13 protein-coding genes are annotated in these 19,630 nt (G+C 49.6%); 10 read left to right on the top strand and 3 right to left on the bottom strand.

The features are described from left to right. The first annotated feature begins 136 nt into the window (after positions 1 to 136). Entirely contained in the window at positions 137 to 1,153 is a 1,017-nt protein-coding gene (locus PIL01S_RS18745) for an ABC transporter substrate-binding protein (RefSeq protein WP_095359600.1), read from the top strand. Then, on the top strand, positions 1,150 to 3,201 hold the full coding sequence (locus tag PIL01S_RS18750; RefSeq protein WP_127538833.1) for an iron ABC transporter permease: 2,052 nt from the start codon (positions 1,150 to 1,152) through the stop codon (positions 3,199 to 3,201). The genes PIL01S_RS18745 and PIL01S_RS18750 overlap by 4 nt, the downstream gene beginning before the upstream one ends. A 101-nt stretch (positions 3,202 to 3,302) precedes the next feature. Here PIL01S_RS18750 and PIL01S_RS18755 read toward each other — a convergent pair whose 3' ends face one another. Together PIL01S_RS18755 and PIL01S_RS18760 are read right to left on the bottom strand one after the other, a co-directional pair. Next, positions 3,303 to 5,378 (bottom strand): methyl-accepting chemotaxis protein, encoded by a 2,076-nt coding sequence (locus PIL01S_RS18755; RefSeq protein WP_127538834.1) that lies wholly within the window; start codon positions 5,376 to 5,378, stop codon positions 3,303 to 3,305. Positions 5,379 to 5,547: 169 nt separating this feature from the next. Continuing rightward, positions 5,548 to 6,720, bottom strand: a complete 1,173-nt coding sequence (locus PIL01S_RS18760; protein WP_127538835.1) for an aminotransferase class I/II-fold pyridoxal phosphate-dependent enzyme — start codon at positions 6,718 to 6,720, stop codon at positions 5,548 to 5,550. 166 nt (positions 6,721 to 6,886) lie between these two features. Here PIL01S_RS18760 and PIL01S_RS18765 point away from each other — a divergent pair, with 166 nt between their 5' ends. Then, entirely contained in the window at positions 6,887 to 7,912 is a 1,026-nt protein-coding gene (locus PIL01S_RS18765; RefSeq protein WP_127538836.1) for a leucine-rich repeat domain-containing protein, read from the top strand. A gap of 76 nt (positions 7,913 to 7,988) precedes the next feature. On the opposite strand, the gene PIL01S_RS18770 is transcribed toward PIL01S_RS18765, so the two are convergent. Further along, entirely contained in the window at positions 7,989 to 10,280 is a 2,292-nt protein-coding gene (locus PIL01S_RS18770; protein WP_127538837.1) for a helix-turn-helix transcriptional regulator, read from the bottom strand. Positions 10,281 to 10,627: 347 nt separating this feature from the next. Here PIL01S_RS18770 and PIL01S_RS18775 point away from each other — a divergent pair, with 347 nt between their 5' ends. The 7 genes from PIL01S_RS18775 to PIL01S_RS18805 all read left to right on the top strand — a co-directional run bounded on the left by PIL01S_RS18775 (position 10,628) and on the right by PIL01S_RS18805 (position 19,622). Beyond that, entirely contained in the window at positions 10,628 to 11,293 is a 666-nt protein-coding gene (locus PIL01S_RS18775) for a hypothetical protein (RefSeq protein ID WP_127538838.1), read from the top strand. 625 nt (positions 11,294 to 11,918) lie between these two features. Next, the gene (locus tag PIL01S_RS18780; protein ID WP_246058467.1) at positions 11,919 to 12,815 is read left to right on the top strand and encodes an ABC transporter permease; all 897 of its coding nucleotides are present in this window, start codon (positions 11,919 to 11,921) and stop codon (positions 12,813 to 12,815) included. A gap of 15 nt (positions 12,816 to 12,830) precedes the next feature. Then, positions 12,831 to 13,700, top strand: coding sequence for a carbohydrate ABC transporter permease (locus PIL01S_RS18785; RefSeq protein ID WP_127538839.1), 870 nt, complete (start codon positions 12,831 to 12,833; stop codon positions 13,698 to 13,700). 45 nt (positions 13,701 to 13,745) lie between these two features. After that, positions 13,746 to 15,302: an extracellular solute-binding protein gene (locus tag PIL01S_RS18790; protein WP_127538840.1), complete on the top strand. Its 1,557-nt coding sequence runs from the start codon at positions 13,746 to 13,748 to the stop codon at positions 15,300 to 15,302. A 62-nt stretch (positions 15,303 to 15,364) separates the two neighbouring features. Further along, on the top strand, positions 15,365 to 17,674 hold the full coding sequence (locus PIL01S_RS18795) for an Ig-like domain-containing protein (RefSeq protein WP_164764275.1): 2,310 nt from the start codon (positions 15,365 to 15,367) through the stop codon (positions 17,672 to 17,674). A gap of 5 nt (positions 17,675 to 17,679) precedes the next feature. Beyond that, positions 17,680 to 18,462 (top strand): glucosamine-6-phosphate deaminase, encoded by a 783-nt coding sequence (locus PIL01S_RS18800; protein WP_127538841.1) that lies wholly within the window; start codon positions 17,680 to 17,682, stop codon positions 18,460 to 18,462. Between the two features lie 8 nt (positions 18,463 to 18,470). After that, positions 18,471 to 19,622 (top strand): N-acetylglucosamine-6-phosphate deacetylase, encoded by a 1,152-nt coding sequence (locus PIL01S_RS18805; protein ID WP_127538842.1) that lies wholly within the window; start codon positions 18,471 to 18,473, stop codon positions 19,620 to 19,622. The last annotated feature ends 8 nt before the right edge of the window (positions 19,623 to 19,630 follow it).

Consider the following 19,630-nt stretch of genomic DNA (forward strand, 5'->3'; position numbering starts at 1 on the left):
GCACAATAGCAGAATCTGTAGTCAGCGCGTTATCGCTTTTTTATTGACAAAATGTGATTTCTGTCGCATAATCCAATATGTGATAATGATAATTATTATCAGAGTTAATACATATAAACAGGGGAGATTACAGTACATGAAAAAAAGCTTGAACGGACTACTATTATTGTTGGTTTTTGCTCTTACATTAGCAGGATGCGGTTCTGCAAGCACTAGCTCGAATGGATCAGCTGCGGATGCAGGTGAAGGTAATGCTTCTGACAACACGCAGACGGAAGCGGCTTCTGGCCCGGTTACCGTTAAACATAAACGCGGAGAACTTACGCTGGACAAGCCAGCAGAGCGCGTAGTTACTCTGGAATGGACATATACGGAAGATGTAGTTGCACTGGGCGTTCAGCCAGTAGGTAATGCCGACAACGCCAACTACAAAGTCTATGTCACTTCCGAAGCAGCCCTGGATGACAGCGTGACAGATATTGGAACACGTAGTGAGCCGAATCTGGAAGCTATTGCTGCATTGAAACCAGACCTCATCATTGCCAATGCAGATAACAATAACGCGGTCTACGATCAGCTTAATGCGATTGCACCAACGATGGAATTCGACCCTTACGATGGCGATGGCTATAACTACGACAAGATGACAGATATCTTTAATAACATTGCTATTGCTCTTGGCAAAGAGGACAAAGCGAAGCAAGTACTGGATGAACTTGATCAACATTATGTAGAAGCCAAAGAAAAACTGGCTGCTGCAGGCAAAGAAGATTTCCACTTTGCTCTGACACAGGCATTCACGTATCAAAATGCAGCTAGTCTGCGTATGTTCACGGACAACTCGGTCGTTATTGGTACATTGGACAAAATCGGTTTGGTAAACGACTGGCAGCCTGAAAAGCTCGAAGGCTATGGTTTCTCCACAGTGGGAATTGAATCCTTATCTGATGTACAGGACAGTAACTTCATTTATATTACACAGCCGGACGATGACGTTTTTGGCACAGCCATGAAAGATAACTCGGTTTGGAACGGACTGAATTTTGTGAAGGAAAACCGCCTATATCAATTGGATAGCACAACGTGGACATTTGGTGGACCAATTTCCTCCAAGGTTTTGGTTGACGGAGTTGTTGAGGCGATTACCAAATGAGTTCAGTTCAGGGAACTAGGCCAGCTATGAACTGGCGCACAATAAGCATATATGGGGGCGGTCTAACCGCTCTCATCGTGCTTTTTTTTGTAAGTCTTTGTTATGGAGAGGCTTCCATTCCATTGAGTACGGTCTGGGATGCTCTTACAGGCAAACAGAACACGCTGGAGCACAATATGATATGGGATTTGCGTATGCCGCGTACGGTTATCGGCATTATCGCAGGTGGTGCGCTGGCTGTGGCCGGAGCACTGCTGCAGACGATCACCCGTAATCCGCTGGCAGCGTCAGACACGCTGGGCATTAATGCAGGTGCCTACTTTATCGTCGTGCTGGGAGCTATTCTCTTTCCGGGTGTGCTCAGTCAGTCGCCTTTTCTGTTCGCAGCTCTTGGTGGTTTGCTTGCGGCATTTGCAGCTTATTTCATGGGTGGGGGACGAAGATCAAGTCCGGTTCGACTTGCGTTATCCGGTATGATCGTGTCCATGGTGCTCGGTTCCTTTACAAGCGCACTGCATATTTTCTTCTCCATGGAAACACAGGGATTATTCCTATGGGGATCCGGAACACTCGTCCAGAATGACTGGAGCGGTGTCGCTTATGCTTGGCCTTGGGTCGTTGGCATCACCATCCTCGCGCTCATTTTGTCCAGACAGTGGGATATGCTGGAGCTGGATGAATCAACGGCGTCCTCTTTGGGTCAAAGGGTTGGTTTGGCTCGTGCGGGTGGCTTGATTATCGCGGTGCTGCTGGCTGCGGTAATTGTCAGTGTCATCGGGCCGATTGGTTTCGTGGGACTGGTAGCACCCCATCTGGTTCGGTTAAGTGGAGTGCGCTCCAACCGGTTACTGCTGCCCGGTGTGTTTATCTGGGGAGCGGCTCTCCTAGTTGGCGCAGACGTACTGGCCAAGATGGTACATAACTCCAGCATGGAGCTGCCGACAGGGGCTGTCATGGCGATTATTGGTGCACCGTGGCTGATCTGGCTGGTACTTACACGCATGAAAGCAGCGAATGGTTCGGGGATGTCCTCTTCCATGAGCACAGGCGCACCTTCACGCCGCTTTGCGTTTGGCCCGATGGCAGTATTGTTCTCGGTCGTAACTATAGCGCTTATATTGCTTAGTACCATGTTTGGCGGCCTGCGAATTCCGCTGGCTGATCTGTTGCCAAGTTTATTCCGATCGGATGGACTGTTCTCGGCTGTGATTCAGCTTCGAATTCCGCGTACGCTTGTGGCTGCAGGTGCTGGAGCTGCACTGGCGATCAGTGGTGTGCTCATTCAGATGGCCGTGCGTAATCCACTGGCGGATGCTTCCATCGTCGGTGTGTCCTCCGGGGCAGGGCTCGGAGCGATGATGGTCATTATTTTATGGCCGGGTCTTCCAATATATCTGCTGCCCATCGCAGCCATCATCGGTGCAGCTATTGCGGCAGTGGTTGTATTCTCCCTCTCCTGGAAGAAAGGGCTTAACCCGTCTGCGGTTGTGCTGCTGGGGATCGCCATGTCGGCCATTGCTGGAGCAGGAATTCAGATCCTGATAGTTCGTGGCGCTGTATACGGCAGCAGCGGATATATCTGGCTGACAGGTAGTACCTATGCCCGTACATGGGATCAGGTGAAGGTTATCGGTTTATTTTTGGTTATTCTGGTTCCGCTGGCCTGGTGGCTCGCTCGTCAATTCGAGCTGTTGGTATTCGACGACAACAGTGCATCCGGACTTGGACTGGGCGTACGCCGAACAAGATTGCTCGCCATGACGACGGGGGTACTGCTGGCAGCAGGTGCTGTTGCTTGTGTAGGAACCGTCGGGTTCATCGGTCTGATTGCCCCGCATATGGTGCGGCTGCTGACAGGACATAAGTTAAGACGGTCCATGTTTTTATCCGCACTCGCGGGTGCAGTGATGCTGGTGCTCGCTGATACGATCGGCAGAACAGTCATGGCGCCGACAGAGATTCCATCAGGAATCCTTATTGCCCTGATTGGAACGCCGTACTTCCTTTACCTGATGTACCGTTCCAACTGGCACAGACCGATGAAGTAAAGCGTATATTCAAACGCAAAATAGGATTTGGAACGTTAGAAAGCCCGCTCACGCAGCGGGCTTTTGTTGTTTATTTATTGTTCATTGCGATCATGTGCACACTATGATTTCTGATCAACCTGGAACTGGTTTAATTCTTCCTCAAGCTTGTTCGACAACTGACTCAATTGCTGGGATAATTCCGCAACCTGTTCGATACTGTCCAGTTGTTCCTGTGTGCTCGCACTAACCTCTTCGGTAGAGGCTGAATTTTCTTCGGTGGTGGAAGAGATAATTTCGAGTGCCTGGACAATCTCATCCTTGTGTTTATGAACACTGGAGGTGTTATTGCTGATCTGCAGCATGCGTAATCTCAATTCCTCCAGATCTTTATTGATGCTGTAGAACACCTGCTTGGTGCCTTCGACGGACTTGGCATTTTCCTCTGCAATCAGGAGGCCGTGAGCCGTGTGTTCTACGGATGTCTTCGTTTTATCTTCGATTTGACGAACCTTTTTGCTAATTTCCTCTGTTGCCATCGCAGTCTGCTCAGCCAGTTTGCGAACTTCTCCTGCGACTACGGCAAAACCTCGTCCCTGTTCTCCTGCACGTGCAGCTTCGATGGAAGCGTTGAGTGCCAGCAGGTTGGTTTGGGTTGCGATCTGATGGACGGTGTCCACGATACCGGAGATTTCATGACGGCTTAGATCAATATCATGGATAATGGCTGACATGGCCTGGGTTGAATGGTGGTTCTCCTCTGCCCATTTGGATAACTGATTCAACACTTCCAATCCTCGTTCGCTTTGTTCTGCGGAAGCTTGAACTTTGGTCTCCATCGTTTTGACATCACTTGATATGTCGTCGATTTGACCTGATAATGATCCGGTTTTTTGCAAAATGTTCTCGGATTCAATGGACTGATAATTGGTTGCATTGGCAATTTCGTTAATTGCTGTTGCCGTATCATTCATCGTTACGGCCGTCCGAGCGGAAATGGATTGCAGATCCTTGGAGGATTGGCCTAAAACTTGTGCAGTTGCCCCTACCATCTGAATCATGCTCTGAATTTTTTGCACCATGTTGAGCATACCTTGTGAGATTTGACCAATCTCGTTGCGGGATGTTGTATCAAACTGGACGGTTAGATCTCCCTGTTCCACAAGTTTAATTTTTTGCAGCAGTTTCGGGATGGATCTCAGTAGATATCGTAGGGTGATATAACTGATGAACACAAGCACGATGGCGGCTACAGCAAAACCTATAATGGTGATCCACGTAAAGGCTTTTAATTCTTCGAGCACTTCATGCTCCGAAATGGTCAAACCTACAGACCATCCGGTATCTGTGCTGGTGGCATACCCGACATAACGGCCTTCTCCGTTGTTGTCATCTATAAGTTGGATTCCGGATTCACCGGCCATCATTTTCTTGCCGATCTCACCCAAATCTCCCGGACTTTCGTTAATCTTTTCCTTGAGCACCTTGGCTTGGTCAGGATGATATAAAATATCACCTGTCTTGGAGGCCAGAATGGAATAGCCTGTGCTTCCAAGTGAGTAGCTCTCCATAAGGGATGGAATATCCTTGAATGCAATATCTGCCGCCGCGAAACCGATCAACTCGTTGTTGTTATCCTTAATCGGATAGAATATGCCCATTAGGATATTACCTGAAGCAATATCGGCATAGGGTTCGGAGAAATATAAGCCATCGGCTTCAACAGCTGGTTTATAATACGGGCGATCCTGAATCACAAATTCAGAGTCGGACGCTGCACCATCGTGTTGGAGCCAGAAGCCTTTTCCATCAATGCCCGCAATCCAAGCATCCACAAAAGAAGGTTCTTCCTTCACTATGGCTGCAAGTGTAGCCTGGGTTTCGGCAGCATAGGGTGATGTTGTAGCGGTAGAAGCAGATTCGGTGGTTTGAATATACTGCCTGAATAAATTATTGGTGGACATTTGCTTAACAAGAGATCCTTTTTCCTTAAACAAGGCATCGAACTGGGCTACAATGGCCTGCGTTTTCGTTTGCAGCATCAATTCCTGCTGTTTAACAAGGATGCTTCGAGTGCTGGTAAACATAAATGTTCCCAGGATGGAAAAGACGACAACAATGATGGCCAACAACATGATAGACAGTGTATTGGCGATGCTTGATGTCCGGGTCCCTCTTTTTCTAAATAACTGTGCCATGCTGCCATCTCCCCAAGATCGGATATTGAGCTGTGCTGCTCTTACCTTTTATTTCGGTATTTCGATTTCGTTTCGATAGAGGGAGGGGGAAAGGGTACAGTACATCTCCGCATGACAGCATAAAAAAGCACCAGTTCCTTAATAAGGAATTGGTGCTCTTTGCTAATGATTAATTCGTTATGAGTATGCCGCTGTCTTTGACAAATTGAAGTGCCTGCTCCAATTGGTCCCGATCCTGGACCAGCGCGAGCCGGACATATCCTTCACCGGAAGGGCCAAATGCACTTCCAGGTGTCACGATGACGCCTGCCTGGCTGACCAGATCCATGGCGAATTGCTCCGAACTGTCATAATGAGCCGGGATCCGAGTCCAGATAAACATGGTGGCATCGGGCTTCGTTATTTCCCATCCGAGTCTGCTGAAGCCTTGGCACAGAATATCCCGACGTTCCTCATAGATGGCCCGGACCCGGTCTACGTCACTCTGATCCCCGGTAATGGCGGCAATGGCTGCCTTCTGAATCGGGAGGAACATACCGTAATCCATGTTGGATTTCAGCTTTTTCAACATGGATACTACAGCTGCATTGCCCATGCAAAATCCGATTCGAGCCCCGGCGAGTCCGTACGTTTTGGATAGGGAATTGAATTCAACGCCGACATCCATGGCACCAGGGAAGGCCAGAAAGCTCCCGCATGATTTCCCATCGAACACGAGCTCACTGTATGCATTGTCATGGAGGACGATGATATCATGTTTTTTGGCAAACGCGATCAGGTCCAGATAAAACTGCTCCGGTGCCATGGCTGTTGTTGGATTGTTAGGGTAGGATACCAGCATGAATTTGGCTCTCTGCGCTATGGCCTCAGGGATATCCTCAAGCTGGATGACATAATTGTGTTCTTCTTTTTGAGACATGTAATATAGTTCTGCTCCGGCCAATAAGGGTCCATCGGCGAAGACGGGATAACAAGGGTCTGGCACAAGCACCAGATCTCCTTCATCTACAATGGAAAGCGAAATATGGGCGAGTCCTTCCTGTGAACCGAGCAAGGAGCATATTTCAGTCTTGGGGTCCAGATCAACCTGATACCTGCGCTTGTACCACTCACTGACAGCCTTCAGCAGCTCACTCTGGTCATTGATGGCATAGGTGTAATTTTGCACGTCTGCGGCTGCCTCACATAAAGCCTGAATAATATGTTGCGCTGGCGGGGTGTTGGGTGCGCCGACGCTCAGATCGATGACGCCCAATCCCTGTTCCAGACGTTGTCGCTTGATTTCAGATAATCGAGTAAAGATGCCTTCATTAAAGTGGTTCATTCGTTTGGCAAATTGCATGCTGTGGTTCCTCCAGTCTGTTCAAACACTTATATCTATAATAGATGGGCAAGAAGCAAATGAGAAGAGACGCTGACGAACTCTGCTTGTGCAGACCGATATCGTACTTCTCAAATCGGTTTTATTCATTTACAATTGCAGGAAAACCGGATGGAGGGGATCTGAAATGAGTGAACCTTGGACTGCGTCGATGAGCGGCGTTCCCTGGAATGCAACGAAAATGGATCATGCGGTGAAGCAGCTGCGAAATCGAGCTACCATTTCTTTTGTGGTCGGAGCAGACGTGATGGAAGATGTAGCAGAATTGGACGAGCGGGTATTTTCCAAACGGCCTGATCTGATCCTGAAGATTACGAATGTGGAGGAGAAGGGACGTTACACGGAAGAGTTTTTGAAGATACTTGCGGGATTGAAATATGTTAAGGCTCTGGAATTGGATCTGAAACAGAAACAGGATTTGAGTGTACTTGGTGCGCTGCAAGGAATGGAATTTCTGAATATACGAGCAGCCAAAACGCAAAATCTGGAGTTCATCCGAAATTACAAACAGCTGCAGTACCTTTCTCTTAGCGGGAAATTTGATGATCTGGCTCCGATTGAGGATTGTATTCGGCTGACTACATTGGTGTTAAACTGCAGCATCGAGACGCTGAACTTTGTTGTGGACCTGCCGTTTATTGAATATTTGGCCATCGATCATGGTGTCTTGAATGGACCCCTGGATGTGCTCGCTGACTCAAACATTCGTATGCTGAGAATGTCGTCTGTACGGAATCTGGCCCATATTGATGAACTGAGTGCATTACATCATCTGGAGTTCTTGCACTTGTCACTGCCCAAAGTCGAGCGGTTGTGCGACTTTTCGGGCATGAAGAACCTGCGACAGCTGGAATTGGATTTTATGAAATCACTACGGGAAATAGACAACCTGTGGACTGCGGACCGATTAGAGGTGCTGGAACTGAAAGAAATACATAAGGGAATAAAGGCGGAAGCTTTTGAGCGTTTGAGCGAAATGCCAAGTCTGGGGCAGATGGATTTTCGCTTCATCGATCACGGCAAAGGCCGTATTGCAGCCATGCGCAAACATATGATTGATGCGGGAAAAGAACATCTTCTCTATGAGAATATTCCAGAAGATCAACGCATCCCCTCAATGGCTCTAATACACCTGTCCAACATTCTAATGTGATAATAAGCAAACGCCCGCTCTCCGAGCGGGTGTTTGCTTATATGGAACTTAAGATGGCTCTGCCAGTCATACCTGTCTAACCATGATTCGAGGAGATGAATGGCTCATCGCCTGCGCCTGCATGACGCTTGCGATACTCTCCGGGGGTCATCCCGTATCGACGCTTGAACATGCGGATGAACGAGTTTACGTTCTGATAACCGACCTGCACGGCGATATCCTGAATTCGCAGATCCACATTCACTAACAGTTCCTTGGCCCGCTCAACCCGGAGATTATTGAGATACTCGCTGAAGTTGATGTTGGTCTTTTCCTTGAAAACACTGGAGAGATACCCCGGCGTGAGATTCAGCTTGTCGGCAACAAGATTCAGATTAATATCCTCCCCATAATGATGGTTCAGATAATCGAGCACAAAGCTGATAACGGGATCTTTCGTTTCCAATTGGCTGCTGATCGCCGAGAGGATCGGTTGAATCTGCGACTGAAGCCATGTCCTGTACTGCTGTATGGAATAAAATCCGGTGAAAGGATCACCAGATGGAGAGGAGACAAGCCCGCCTTCAATGTGCGTCAGGTTCAGTTTCATCACCGTCTTACCGATCTGCTCCATCGCACCGAGAGCAAATGTGCGAAAATCCTCTGCGGCTGCGTCCTTGTGCCTCAGCTGCTCCAACTGGCGATCCAGCCAGGCAAAAACAGCTTCCTCGTTGCCTGATTGCAGCAGGTCATGCAGTTCTTCCCCATAGGTCACCTTGACATGAAACGAAGTGGATGAGGAAGCTCGAGGCTCTACAATAACCTGGGTTTCTCCGTTTAGTCTGCGCTCTTTGAGCAGAGTGGACAGATTCCGGTACGCATCGGTAAACGGAATATCCCCAGAATATACCGGGCTTAGCGCGATGGTCAGGTACATGCATTCTTCAGCAGCAAGCAGCTCCTTCAGCGTATCGAGCGCCTGCAAGATACCGCTCTGCGGGCCAGGATCGAACAGAAGCAGGAGTAATTGATCCTGTTCAGGCTGAAGTGCAACGCTGTTATTTTGATTGCTGGTGAACAGGCTCTGAATTAATTTCCATAATAATAGGGTATGCTGTTCCAATTCATCTGGCGTGTCCTTGAAGCCAACCTTGAATAAAATGGCGACATAAGGATGTTCAGGCTGCCGAACCTCCTCAAGATCTGCCAGATGGGAGCTGAGCGGGATATTCTTGACTTTATGTGTATAAGCGAACTGCCGCACCAGAGAGTTCTTCTGTGCGAGATCGCTTTGAATGAATCGGTTGTTCTCCAGTATGGAACTGAGACGGTCACCAATCATGGCGAATTCCTTCACTCTGCTCAACTTGTCTGCCCCGCTTCCGGAATTTCGGTCAAGAGCGGCAATAAGGTGCTGCAGCGGCTGGTTTAACCTCAGGCTAAACAGGAGGGAGGAGAGTACGCTGATCAAAATGGCGGCGCCGAGCAGTACCATAAGCAGCAGCTGCATACCGCGCATCTCCGCGGCAATCACAGAGGCCTGGGTGACCCGCACATAGGTGAACCCGGTCTGCTTGCCTTTTTCATAGAAGTAATACTGATCTCCAATGCGTTCATGCCTGCTTCCATCTATAGGAAGCGGAGGATTATGGAGTTCCTCTTCTGTGGTAGTGAACAATAAACGCCCCTCACTATCCAAGATGTAGAACGGATTATGGCTGCCATCTCCATACGTATCCTGCATACGCTGCGGATTCAGCATCACAATGCCGTATACATCCTCATAAGGAATGGCTTTCATCATGACAGGCATCAGCTCTCCCAGGGAGCGGGAAGAATGGACGGTTTTTTCCGTAAAAGCTGCTGCGGGCATCACTTTCAAGAACTGGTTGTTCATCGTTTGGCTTTTCCAGTAGTCCGGCGAGTACGCTTCACTGAAATAATATTTCCCGAACATGTCGGCTGCACTGCTAAGTCCATCCTTCTCCAGTACATAGTCCTCCTGCTTGAAATAAAGAATGAAATTGTCGATATGCAAAAAAGGATTGGTATACAGGGTAGAGAGGTCTGCCTTCACTTCAGCGGGAATATCGTAACGACGATTGTCCTTAAGGTGGCTCAAAATGCCCAGGTTGGCTGTCCAGGTATCCGATTGAGTGAGGGCCAGAATCATGTTCTGGGTCAGCCGGAAGTGATTCTCATATCCTTCGACGGTCTGTGCGAGGCCCAGTTCATTTTGTCTTACCATCTCCTGATAAACCTTGTTGCTCAGGTACAGATGGGAGAACAGGTTAAATGAAGCCAAAATCAGGATGACACTGAGGAAGCTCAGCATTAGCTTAACAAACAGGCCGTTCAGCGCAAATCGGTTTGTAAGCAGTTCCTTCATTATGACATTCCCCCTTAGATACAGCCGCAGATCATTGGTCTAATCCTATCATAGCGGCATAAAGCTGACACAAACAATATGCACTTTTACTGATTTATACGCGGATATTTGGAAATTAGCAGTATAGGGAAATGTTATATAACATGTAGATAGCGCTTACCATAAAAGATTTGTTATAATAAAGGGATATTCCAGGATTTAAAGAGAAGTTATCTGACATAATAAAATCCTTTAACTATACTTTTGTATGATCGTAATGAAGGATGCCTCGCTGACATCGTGCACAATAGCCTCATTTCCCCGCATCAAGATGTGGACTAGAAGAATATTCTCACTGGAGGAAATTAATGAAACGTTCTTACCTGTTATTGGTGATTTTATTAACTCTAAGTGCATGTGAACAAGCTAATACGAGTGACAACGACAATAATGATGCTCCTGTTTCCAGAGAAATCAATGTTAAGAATGCTAAAGATGCAGAAGTTTCTCCTAACACCAAAGAAAATTCATTGAAAGACTCCTCCCATTTTTTAGCTGAAGACGAAAGTGGTCTATCCGCTTTGGATTTTGATACGGCCTATAAAATGTGTACAGAAGCGCTAACTGAATATTACAAAGCGATTTGGAACGGTTCAGACATTGATCTGGATACTTATATCGATAATGAAAACCTTAAGCAGTATACGCAAAAAAAGATTACATCTCAATTTAATTTGTTTCTCAAAAACAAGCTCACTCATAATCGAGTGACAGGCGTTGATATTGGTGCCGGAAAAGTTGAACATATTAGAGAAGGTGAGAGTTTTTTCTATTTTAAATTAGAAGCACACGTTAGGAAGGATGTAGGCAGTTTTGCTGAAGATACTGAATTTATGGTGCAAAATGTGAATGGGAAGTTAGTTATTGTTGACTGGTATACGAATACAAAGGATAGTTATGATTCTGTTGTACGTGGAGAAAATCAGACTATTGATAATCCGGATATCTGGAATGGTAGTGAATGGGCCAATTAACTGGATTAATTTTATATGCTTAACAAAAACAATAATCAATGTATTAGAAGAAAAGAAAAAGCACGAGCTGCAGGGGTATTTCATCTCTGTATTTCGTGCTTTTTTGTCATTATGTTTACCCGTTTTGAACAGGAGGGTGATTGCCTGAATTCGAGTTCACTTTGGGCTAGATTCGCAGCAGGAACATCAACTCCAGCGATTGCTTTTCACTCTTCGGCTGGATCGTTCCAGGAAAAGAATGGTACATCCTTCTTCATACTCCAAGTAACCTTGTGTCGGTTGTTTCTATTGAGGATGGCGCGGTTCAACGTAATCATGTGGTCTAATCCTATCATAGCGGCATAAAGCTGACACAAATAATATGCACTTTTACTGATTTATACGCGGATATTTGGAAAATAGCAGTATAGGCGAAATGTTATATAACATGTAGATAGCGCTTACCATTGAAATCCAGCTATAATTCGGTTACAAACCCCGGTTGTACAGGGGAAGTTAGCTCACATCTCATATCTAGTTGAGTTGCAATCATGTAGTAAGAGGGGGCATGCCGATGGCTGATGCTGGCTTAATGCAAGACAAACTGCGAAGAAATTCAATTCATTCGTCACGGCGGAAGGTGCGGATGACCCGGATCTGGAACAAAAACAAGGCGCTATGGCTGCTCTTCCTGCCATGCCTCCTGTATTATCTGATCTTCCGCTATGCACCGATGTTCGGACTGGTCATCACCTTCAAGGATTACAATCTGTTTAAGGGAATTTGGGCCAGTGATTGGGTAGGGCTCAAATACTACCGGATGTTTCTGGAGAATCCTGATTTTTGGCCGCTCATGAAAAATACGTTCCTACTGGGGATGTATAAGTTGTTTTTTGGCTTCCCGGCCCCGATCCTGCTTGCCATTTTGCTCAATGAAGTGCGTAAGGCGGCGTTCAAGCGTTTTGTGCAGACAGTCAGTTATCTGCCGCATTTTATCTCGAATGTAATTGTGGCAAGTATGGTCATTATGTTCCTCTCCCCCACCGGAGGACTGATAAATAATCTGCTCGGATGGATTGGCGTGGGACCGATCAATTTCATGAATGAACCCGGGCTATTTCGGGGGATCTATGTCCTGTCGGAGATCTGGCAGCATATCGGCTGGGAGACCATTATTTATCTCGCCGCGCTGACAGCCATCGACCCGCAGTTGTATGAGGCGGCTGATATGGACGGAGCAAGCCGACTGCGCAAAATCTGGCATGTCACGCTGCCCGGCATATCTCCTGCGATCGTCATCACGCTGATTTTGAATATCGGCAAGGTGCTTGAGATTGGTTTCGAGAAGGTTTTCCTGATGCAGAACCCGGCGATCTACGATACAGCGGATATTATCAGCACCTATGTCTACAGGGTGGGGATGGTCCAGGGAAATTTCAGTTATGGCGCCTCCATTGACCTGTTCATGGGAGTCATCAGCCTGATCTTCATCTATACGGCCAACTTGCTCAGCCGCCGATTAAGTGAAACCAGTCTATGGTAGAAAAGAGGTGTGAATGTGAAATCCCTCCGGTTCTCCTGGTTTAATCTCGTGGCATCGTTAGTCCTGCTGTTTGTTGTGGTGATCACACTCTATCCGTTCCTTCATATGCTGGCTGTTTCCCTCAGCAGCAACGTAAACGTCATCCAGAACAATATTTCCTTCTGGCCCAAGGGCTTCAACCTGAGCATGTATAAGCTGGTGCTGGGAGATCCGCAAATCTGGACGGCTTACCGAAATACGATTATCTATACTGTGCTCGGTACGCTGATCTCGCTGGTGGTCACTTCAACCGGAGCGTATGCATTGTCCAGGAAAGACATGGCGCTGCGCAACAGCTTCACCGTGCTGATTGTCATTACGATGTTTTTCAGCGGGGGAATGATTCCGACCTTCCTGGTGGTACGCTCCCTGAATCTGGTGGATACCGTCTGGGGCATGGTTCTTCCAGGGGCAGTAAGTACATGGAATCTGATCCTGATGCGAACATTCTTCTCGGGCATTCCCAAAGAGCTAGAGGAATCGGGCCGCATGGACGGCCTGAACGATATCGGCATCTTCATTCGTATTGTCGTGCCGCTGTCCAAGGCGTCCTTCGCCACCATTGCCCTGTTCTATGCCGTGGGCATGTGGAATAACTTTATCTTCCCGCTGCTCTATCTAAGATCTCCCGATTTGTTTCCGCTTCAGGTGCTGCTGCGTAATCTGGTGCTGGCCGGCAGTGCAAGCTCAGGAGACGTCACATCCATTGGTGGAGATAATATGGTCGTGGAGGAATCACTCAAGTATGCGACCATCATGGTGTCCACCCTGCCAATTCTGATCATTTATCCGTTTGTACAGAAGTATTTTGTAAAGGGAGCCATGGTTGGAGCGGTCAAAGGCTAATCGGTAAGAGAACCACCGCAAATTCAGATTAAGGGAGAGAAGCGCATGGGCAAATGGAAATCGGCAATACTTCCCCTGTTGATTGCTGTAACGATGGTAGCAGGGTGCAGTGGAGGCGGCAATGGTTCCGGCACGACGACGGATGCTCAGGGGGACAACGGCGTTACGGACTCCAAGGGAACGGGAAAAACCTTTACGGCGCTGCTGGATAACAATGCCACATTCCCTTATTCCAAGAGCTGGCCCGTTTGGGGCTGGTTGAAGGAGAAGACTGGCGTCACGCTTGAAGTGCAGACACCTTCCGGCAAGCTGGATGAGAGCCTGAACCTGGCGATTGCCTCCAAATCGCTGCCTGATCTGATGTATATGCCGAATCGCAAGGAATCGAACAAGTTTGGGCAGCAGGGCGCGCTGGTGGACTTGATGGAGCATATGGACAACATGCCGAATCTGCAGGCATGGATGAAACAATACCCCGAGGAAGCGAAGGCTGCCCTCTCCGCCGACGGCAAGATGTATATGTTCCCCAATCAGGGCTTCGGTGAGACGAACCGCATGATTTGGATGTATCGAAAGGACGTTTTCGATAAGGAAGGCATTCAGGTTCCGACGACCTACGAAGAGCTGCATGCGGCCCTGAAGAAGCTGAAGGAGAAATATCCGGACAGTTACCCTCTCTCTATCCGCTACGGGCAGATCCCGGATGAGATGAATGCAAATATGACGGTGAATTATGGAACCGGAGAAGGCGCCTACTATGATTTTGATCAGAAAGAATGGCGTTATGGACCGACCGAAGACAATTATAAATCCATGGTAGGGATGTGGAAAAGCTTCTACGATGAAGGTCTGGTTCCGCCTGATTTCCTATCACTGCAAACCAAGCAGTGGCAGGATATGGTCTCTACAGGCAAATCATTCGTGACCATTGATTATATTAGCCGGATTGATTTCTTCAATAATGCCATGCAGGCAGAGAATCCCGAGTTCAACATGCAGTTCATGGCACCACCGGCCGGCATTGGCGGGGGCAAGCAGCTTAATCCTTACTTTCATTATATGGAGGGTGGTTTGACGGTCGCCTCCACCTCCAAAAACATCGATGATGTCATGAAGTACATGGACTTTTTCTATTCCGAGGAAGGGCGTACGTTCAGCAGTTGGGGAGTAGAGGGCGAGACCTATGTTAAGGAAGGGGATACGATCAAGTTCAAGCCGGAGTATAACGATGTCATTGAAATGCGCAAGCAGACGGGGCTTCAGACGAGCGGAACCTATACCTGGATTGATTTTAATGCCCATTTGTCGCTGTTCTCGGATGATCTGAAGCATGCCTATGAAGAAGCCGTGAAATATGATCCTTCCTCCATGCAGCCGAGACCTGCTTTTACCGAGGGGGAAAATGAAATTATCTCCATTACCGGGCAGGCGATCAAAAAGCACCGCGATGAGAGCTTTGCCAAATTCGTGACCGGCTCCCGCAGTCTGATGGATTGGGAGAAGTATGTAGAGGAGATTAACAATCTTGGTGTAGATCAGCTGCTGAGCACCTATAAGGAAGCGTATGACCGCGTTCTGAATATTCAGTTGAGCGCGAAATGAGCGAATATACGGCCCAGGAATCCTAGACCATTAGTACAGAATGGCAAAAGGAGGCTTCGCTTATGAAAAAGCAGCACCTGCGTGTGTACTCCGGATTCAGGCTAGCCATGGTTTTGTTGATAGGTATGGTATTCGTTGGAATGCTCTTCCCTGGTAAGGCGGGAGCAGCCGGTTCCATCTCGCTGGACGTACCCGGAGGTGGATATGTGTCGGACGGAGGGATGGTAGAGATCGGGGGCAGTTATACCGGTCTGTATGACATTCGGCTGTATGTGAACGGTACGTCTCAATACGAAGTGCTGTTGAATGATCCCGATGGAGATGACAGCGGCACGTGGTCTTACATGCTGGATACCTCGGGCTATAACGGGTCAGTGGAACTGGTCGTCCGCGGGCTGGATACATCTACCCGCTACGGGGTATGGAGCGTTCCCGCCATTCTTACCGTTGATAATGCGGCAGGGGCTGTTCCTGTGGTCACGATTACTGGACCGTCCGAAGGTGTACCTTTAAGCGGCCCGGTAGAGGTCACGATTGAAGCTGTCTCACCGATTCCGGTCTCGCTAGTAGAGGTGAGGGTGAATCGAGGGGCGTGGCAGCAGGCCGTGCAGCAAGGCTCGGTGTATGTATTCGTGTGGGACACAGCGGGAATGGGCGATCGTACAGTCAGTCTGGAAGCACGAGCGAGCAGTGCACCCCAACGGTACGGCTACAGCCCAACCGTGTATGCGCAGATTGGAAACGGGACGCACGAACCAGCCTTGCCTTTGCCTGATCAGGACCGCGCCATGTGGATCTGGGAACCGGAAAGCTACAAGCTGCTTCTGAATCCCGGTTCTCGCCAGGTGCTGGAATCGTTCATTACGGATACACAGACATTCGGTCAAGAGCCGGTTCAGACGCTGTATCTCGCAGTGGGCAAATATGCGGGGTACAACGCACTGGAAGAGCAGGAGGCCGAGCTGCGCTCATTCCTGAGCTGGGCACATAGCAAAAATGTGCAGGTGCATGCATTAATTGCCGGAGGCACCTCTCCGGCCTACATGGGCGCTTACGAGAAGTATCATTCTCATGCAGTGAGGGAAATGGAACAGGTTATCAATTACAATCTAGCAGCGGCAGATCCGGAGAAATTTGACGGCATCAATGTGGATATAGAGCCGTACATTTCCCCCGACTTTAGAGATCCAAGCCGATTCCTGCAGAAGGAATACCTGGATGTTTTGCAAAAAATGATTGATCGCCGGGATATGGCGGGTATCCGGCTGCCGTTTGGCCCAGCTGTGCCCAAGTGGTATGACACGTCGGATCAGGGTGCGAATATTGTCTGGAATGGCTCCAGCAAGTGGCTCTCCGAGCATGTTCAGGATATTTCCGACTACATCTCCATCATGGATTACCGGGATACGGCGGATGGCTCCGCCGGCATTATTGCCGGGGCTGCCGGAGAACTCGCTTATGCAGACCAGATCGGCAAGCCGAATTCGGTGGTCATTGGTGTGGAGACGCTGGATATCGCGAACAGCGGCGATCCGGAGACGATCACGTTCTGGGAGGAAGGCCGCAGCCATATGGAGGCCGAACTGGATAAGGTCTATACAGCTTACGGGCAGAGCAGCGCCTTCGGCGGTATTGCCATCCATCACTATGATTCCTACCGTGCATTGCCTTCTTATTGGGGAACGGACGGCATATTTTGGACCGCGCCGGATGATCAGGAGGCCCCTTCAGCCCTTGCAGGGATGCCGTCTGTTGAGACGACTGATTATCAGACCATACAACTGAAATATGGAATAGCTTCGGATAACATGGAAGTGGAGCGCTATGTAATTTATCGGAGCACCGTTCAAGGATTCGCGCCTGCTGCTTCGGATATCGCCGGACTCGCCCGGGGACTGAGCTACCAGGATAAGGGACTGCTGCCGGATACGACGTACTACTACCGGATTGCGGCCCGCGACTTGCAGGGCAACATCGGCCCGCTCACCGATGAAGTGTCAGTCACAACGGGAAGTACCTCACTAAAGCCTCTGGTTGTCTCGGATATGAATCTGATTTATAACGGAACGGCAGTATCCGTCACCCTGAAGGTCAGAGATTACGATACTGGCGAGGTGCTGACGGGTGTGAAAGTGGAGGGGAGATTCACTTATTCGGCAGGACGGTATACCAGCGGGATCACTGGAGCAGATGGAAGTATAACGCTTGGCTCGGAAGCGGTGGTCCCGGGGAGGCAGGTTGGTTTTGAACCGCGCAGAATCGTTTATGGCGGTTATTACTATGCAGCAGGGCATGATCTGCCGCATGCGGCACTGCTGATGCAGAATGCGGGACATGAAGCATCGGGCGAGGAGCCTTCTGAAGGAGGATGAGGAGCATGAATGTAAATGGCTTGATACAGCCGCTGGAGACTCAAGTTGTAGAGCAGATGTCTGTACAGATCTATGCCGATCGGAATCAGATGGGGAGAGCCGCAGCAGCCGCGGTTGGAGATCGATTAAGACAGCTGCTGCAGGATCCAGAGCGTCAGGTCCGCATGATCTTCGCTGCGGCACCTTCGCAGAACGAATTGTATGAGGGGCTGGTGCAGGAGAAGGACATTGACTGGTCACGGGTCTGTGCCTTTCATATGGATGAATACATTGGCTTGCCGGATGAGGCTCCGCAGCGCTTCGTCCAGTATTTGACGGAACGGCTGTTCAGCCGGATTCAGCCGGGGCGGGTGGAACTGCTGAACGGACTGGGCGATGCGAAGCAGGAGTGCCAGAGATATGGAGAGCTGCTCCGTGCTGCGCCCATCGATATCATCTGTCTTGGGATCGGAGAGAATGGGCATATTGCCTTCAATGACCCGCCCGTTGCTGATTTCAATGACCCACTGCTTGTGAAAAAGGTGAAGCTTGATGAAGCCTGCCGACATCAGCAGGTAAACGATGGCTGTTTTGCCCGGCTGGATGATGTACCTGAACAGGCTTTGACTCTGACGGTGCCGGCGCTGATGGCAGGGAAGAGACTGTTCGCCATTGTTCCAGGAGCGTTGAAACGTCAGGCGCTCAAGGCAGCTTTACATGATCCGATAAGCACGGCATGTCCGGCTACCATCCTGCGTACACATCCCGGTATTACGATGTTTACGGACCGGGAAGCCTTCGGCCTGTGAGCGTGACTATGGTTGGGAGACACTACCGGACGGGGCTGCCCATTGAGGTCAGAGTCAGAGAGGGACGCATTGCTGCTGTTACCGAGCTTGCCGTGACGTCTTCCGCGGAACATCTTCCCTGGCTTGCCCCTGGTCTGGTTGATTTGCAGGTGAACGGCGGCTGGGGTCTGGATCTGAATGCGGCTCCGCTGTGCCCCGATACGGTGCTGAAGCTGACCATGCTGCTGTCGAGCCAGGGAGTCACAAGCTACTGCCCGACACTCATCACGAACAGTTTGGATCAGCTTGCTGAATCAGCATCTGCTATTGCAGAAGCTGTTCGGCTGAAGCCCGAAGTGACCGCGAGCGTTGCTGGCATTCATCTGGAAGGCCCGTTTCTGTCACCGGAGGACGGCCCGCGCGGCGCACATCCACGGCAGCATATCGTTCCTCCGGATTGGGATGCCTTGTGCCGCTGGCAGGAGGCCGCCGAAGGGTTGATCCGTATTGTGACCCTTTCACCGGAGTGGCCGAATGCCGCTTCATTTATTGCCCGATGCTGCGAATCGGGTATTCTTGTCTCGATTGGGCATACGGCAGCTGCACCTGAGCAGATCCGGGAAGCCGTCCAGGCGGGGGCCATCATGTCCACCCATCTCGGCAACGGTGCGCATCTGACGCTTCCGCGCCATCCCAATTATCTGTGGGAGCAGCTCGCGGCAGATGAGCTGTATGGCTGCATGATCGCAGATGGCCATCACCTTCCGTCGTCCGTGCTGAGAGTGATTCTCCGAATGAAGGGAAAACGCGCCATTCTGGTCAGCGATGCCGTTTCACTGAGCGGCATGCCACCCGGTTCTTACCGCCCGCATATCGGGGGTGAAGTGGTATTGACGGCTGACGGTCGGCTGCACCTCGCCAACCAACCTCAGCTCCTCGCGGGCTCGGCGATGATGCTGCCGGAACAGGTGGGCTATCTTGTGAGAACGGGGCTAACCGGGCTCGCTGCCGCCTGGGATTGTGCTTCTGCGCATCCTGCGGAGCTCCTGGGGCTGCAACAGGCCGCAGGACTTGAGAAAGGAGCACCGGCCGATCTGGTTAGCTTCAACATGAACGGTGGGAAGTTGAGCATGCTGCAATGCTGGAAGAACGGGCGGCTGCAGCCACAGGGTAACGAATAGGAGGAGAG

The sequence above is a fragment of the Paenibacillus illinoisensis NBRC 15959 genome, assembly GCF_004000925.1.
Taxonomy (GTDB): domain Bacteria; phylum Bacillota; class Bacilli; order Paenibacillales; family Paenibacillaceae; genus Paenibacillus; species Paenibacillus illinoisensis.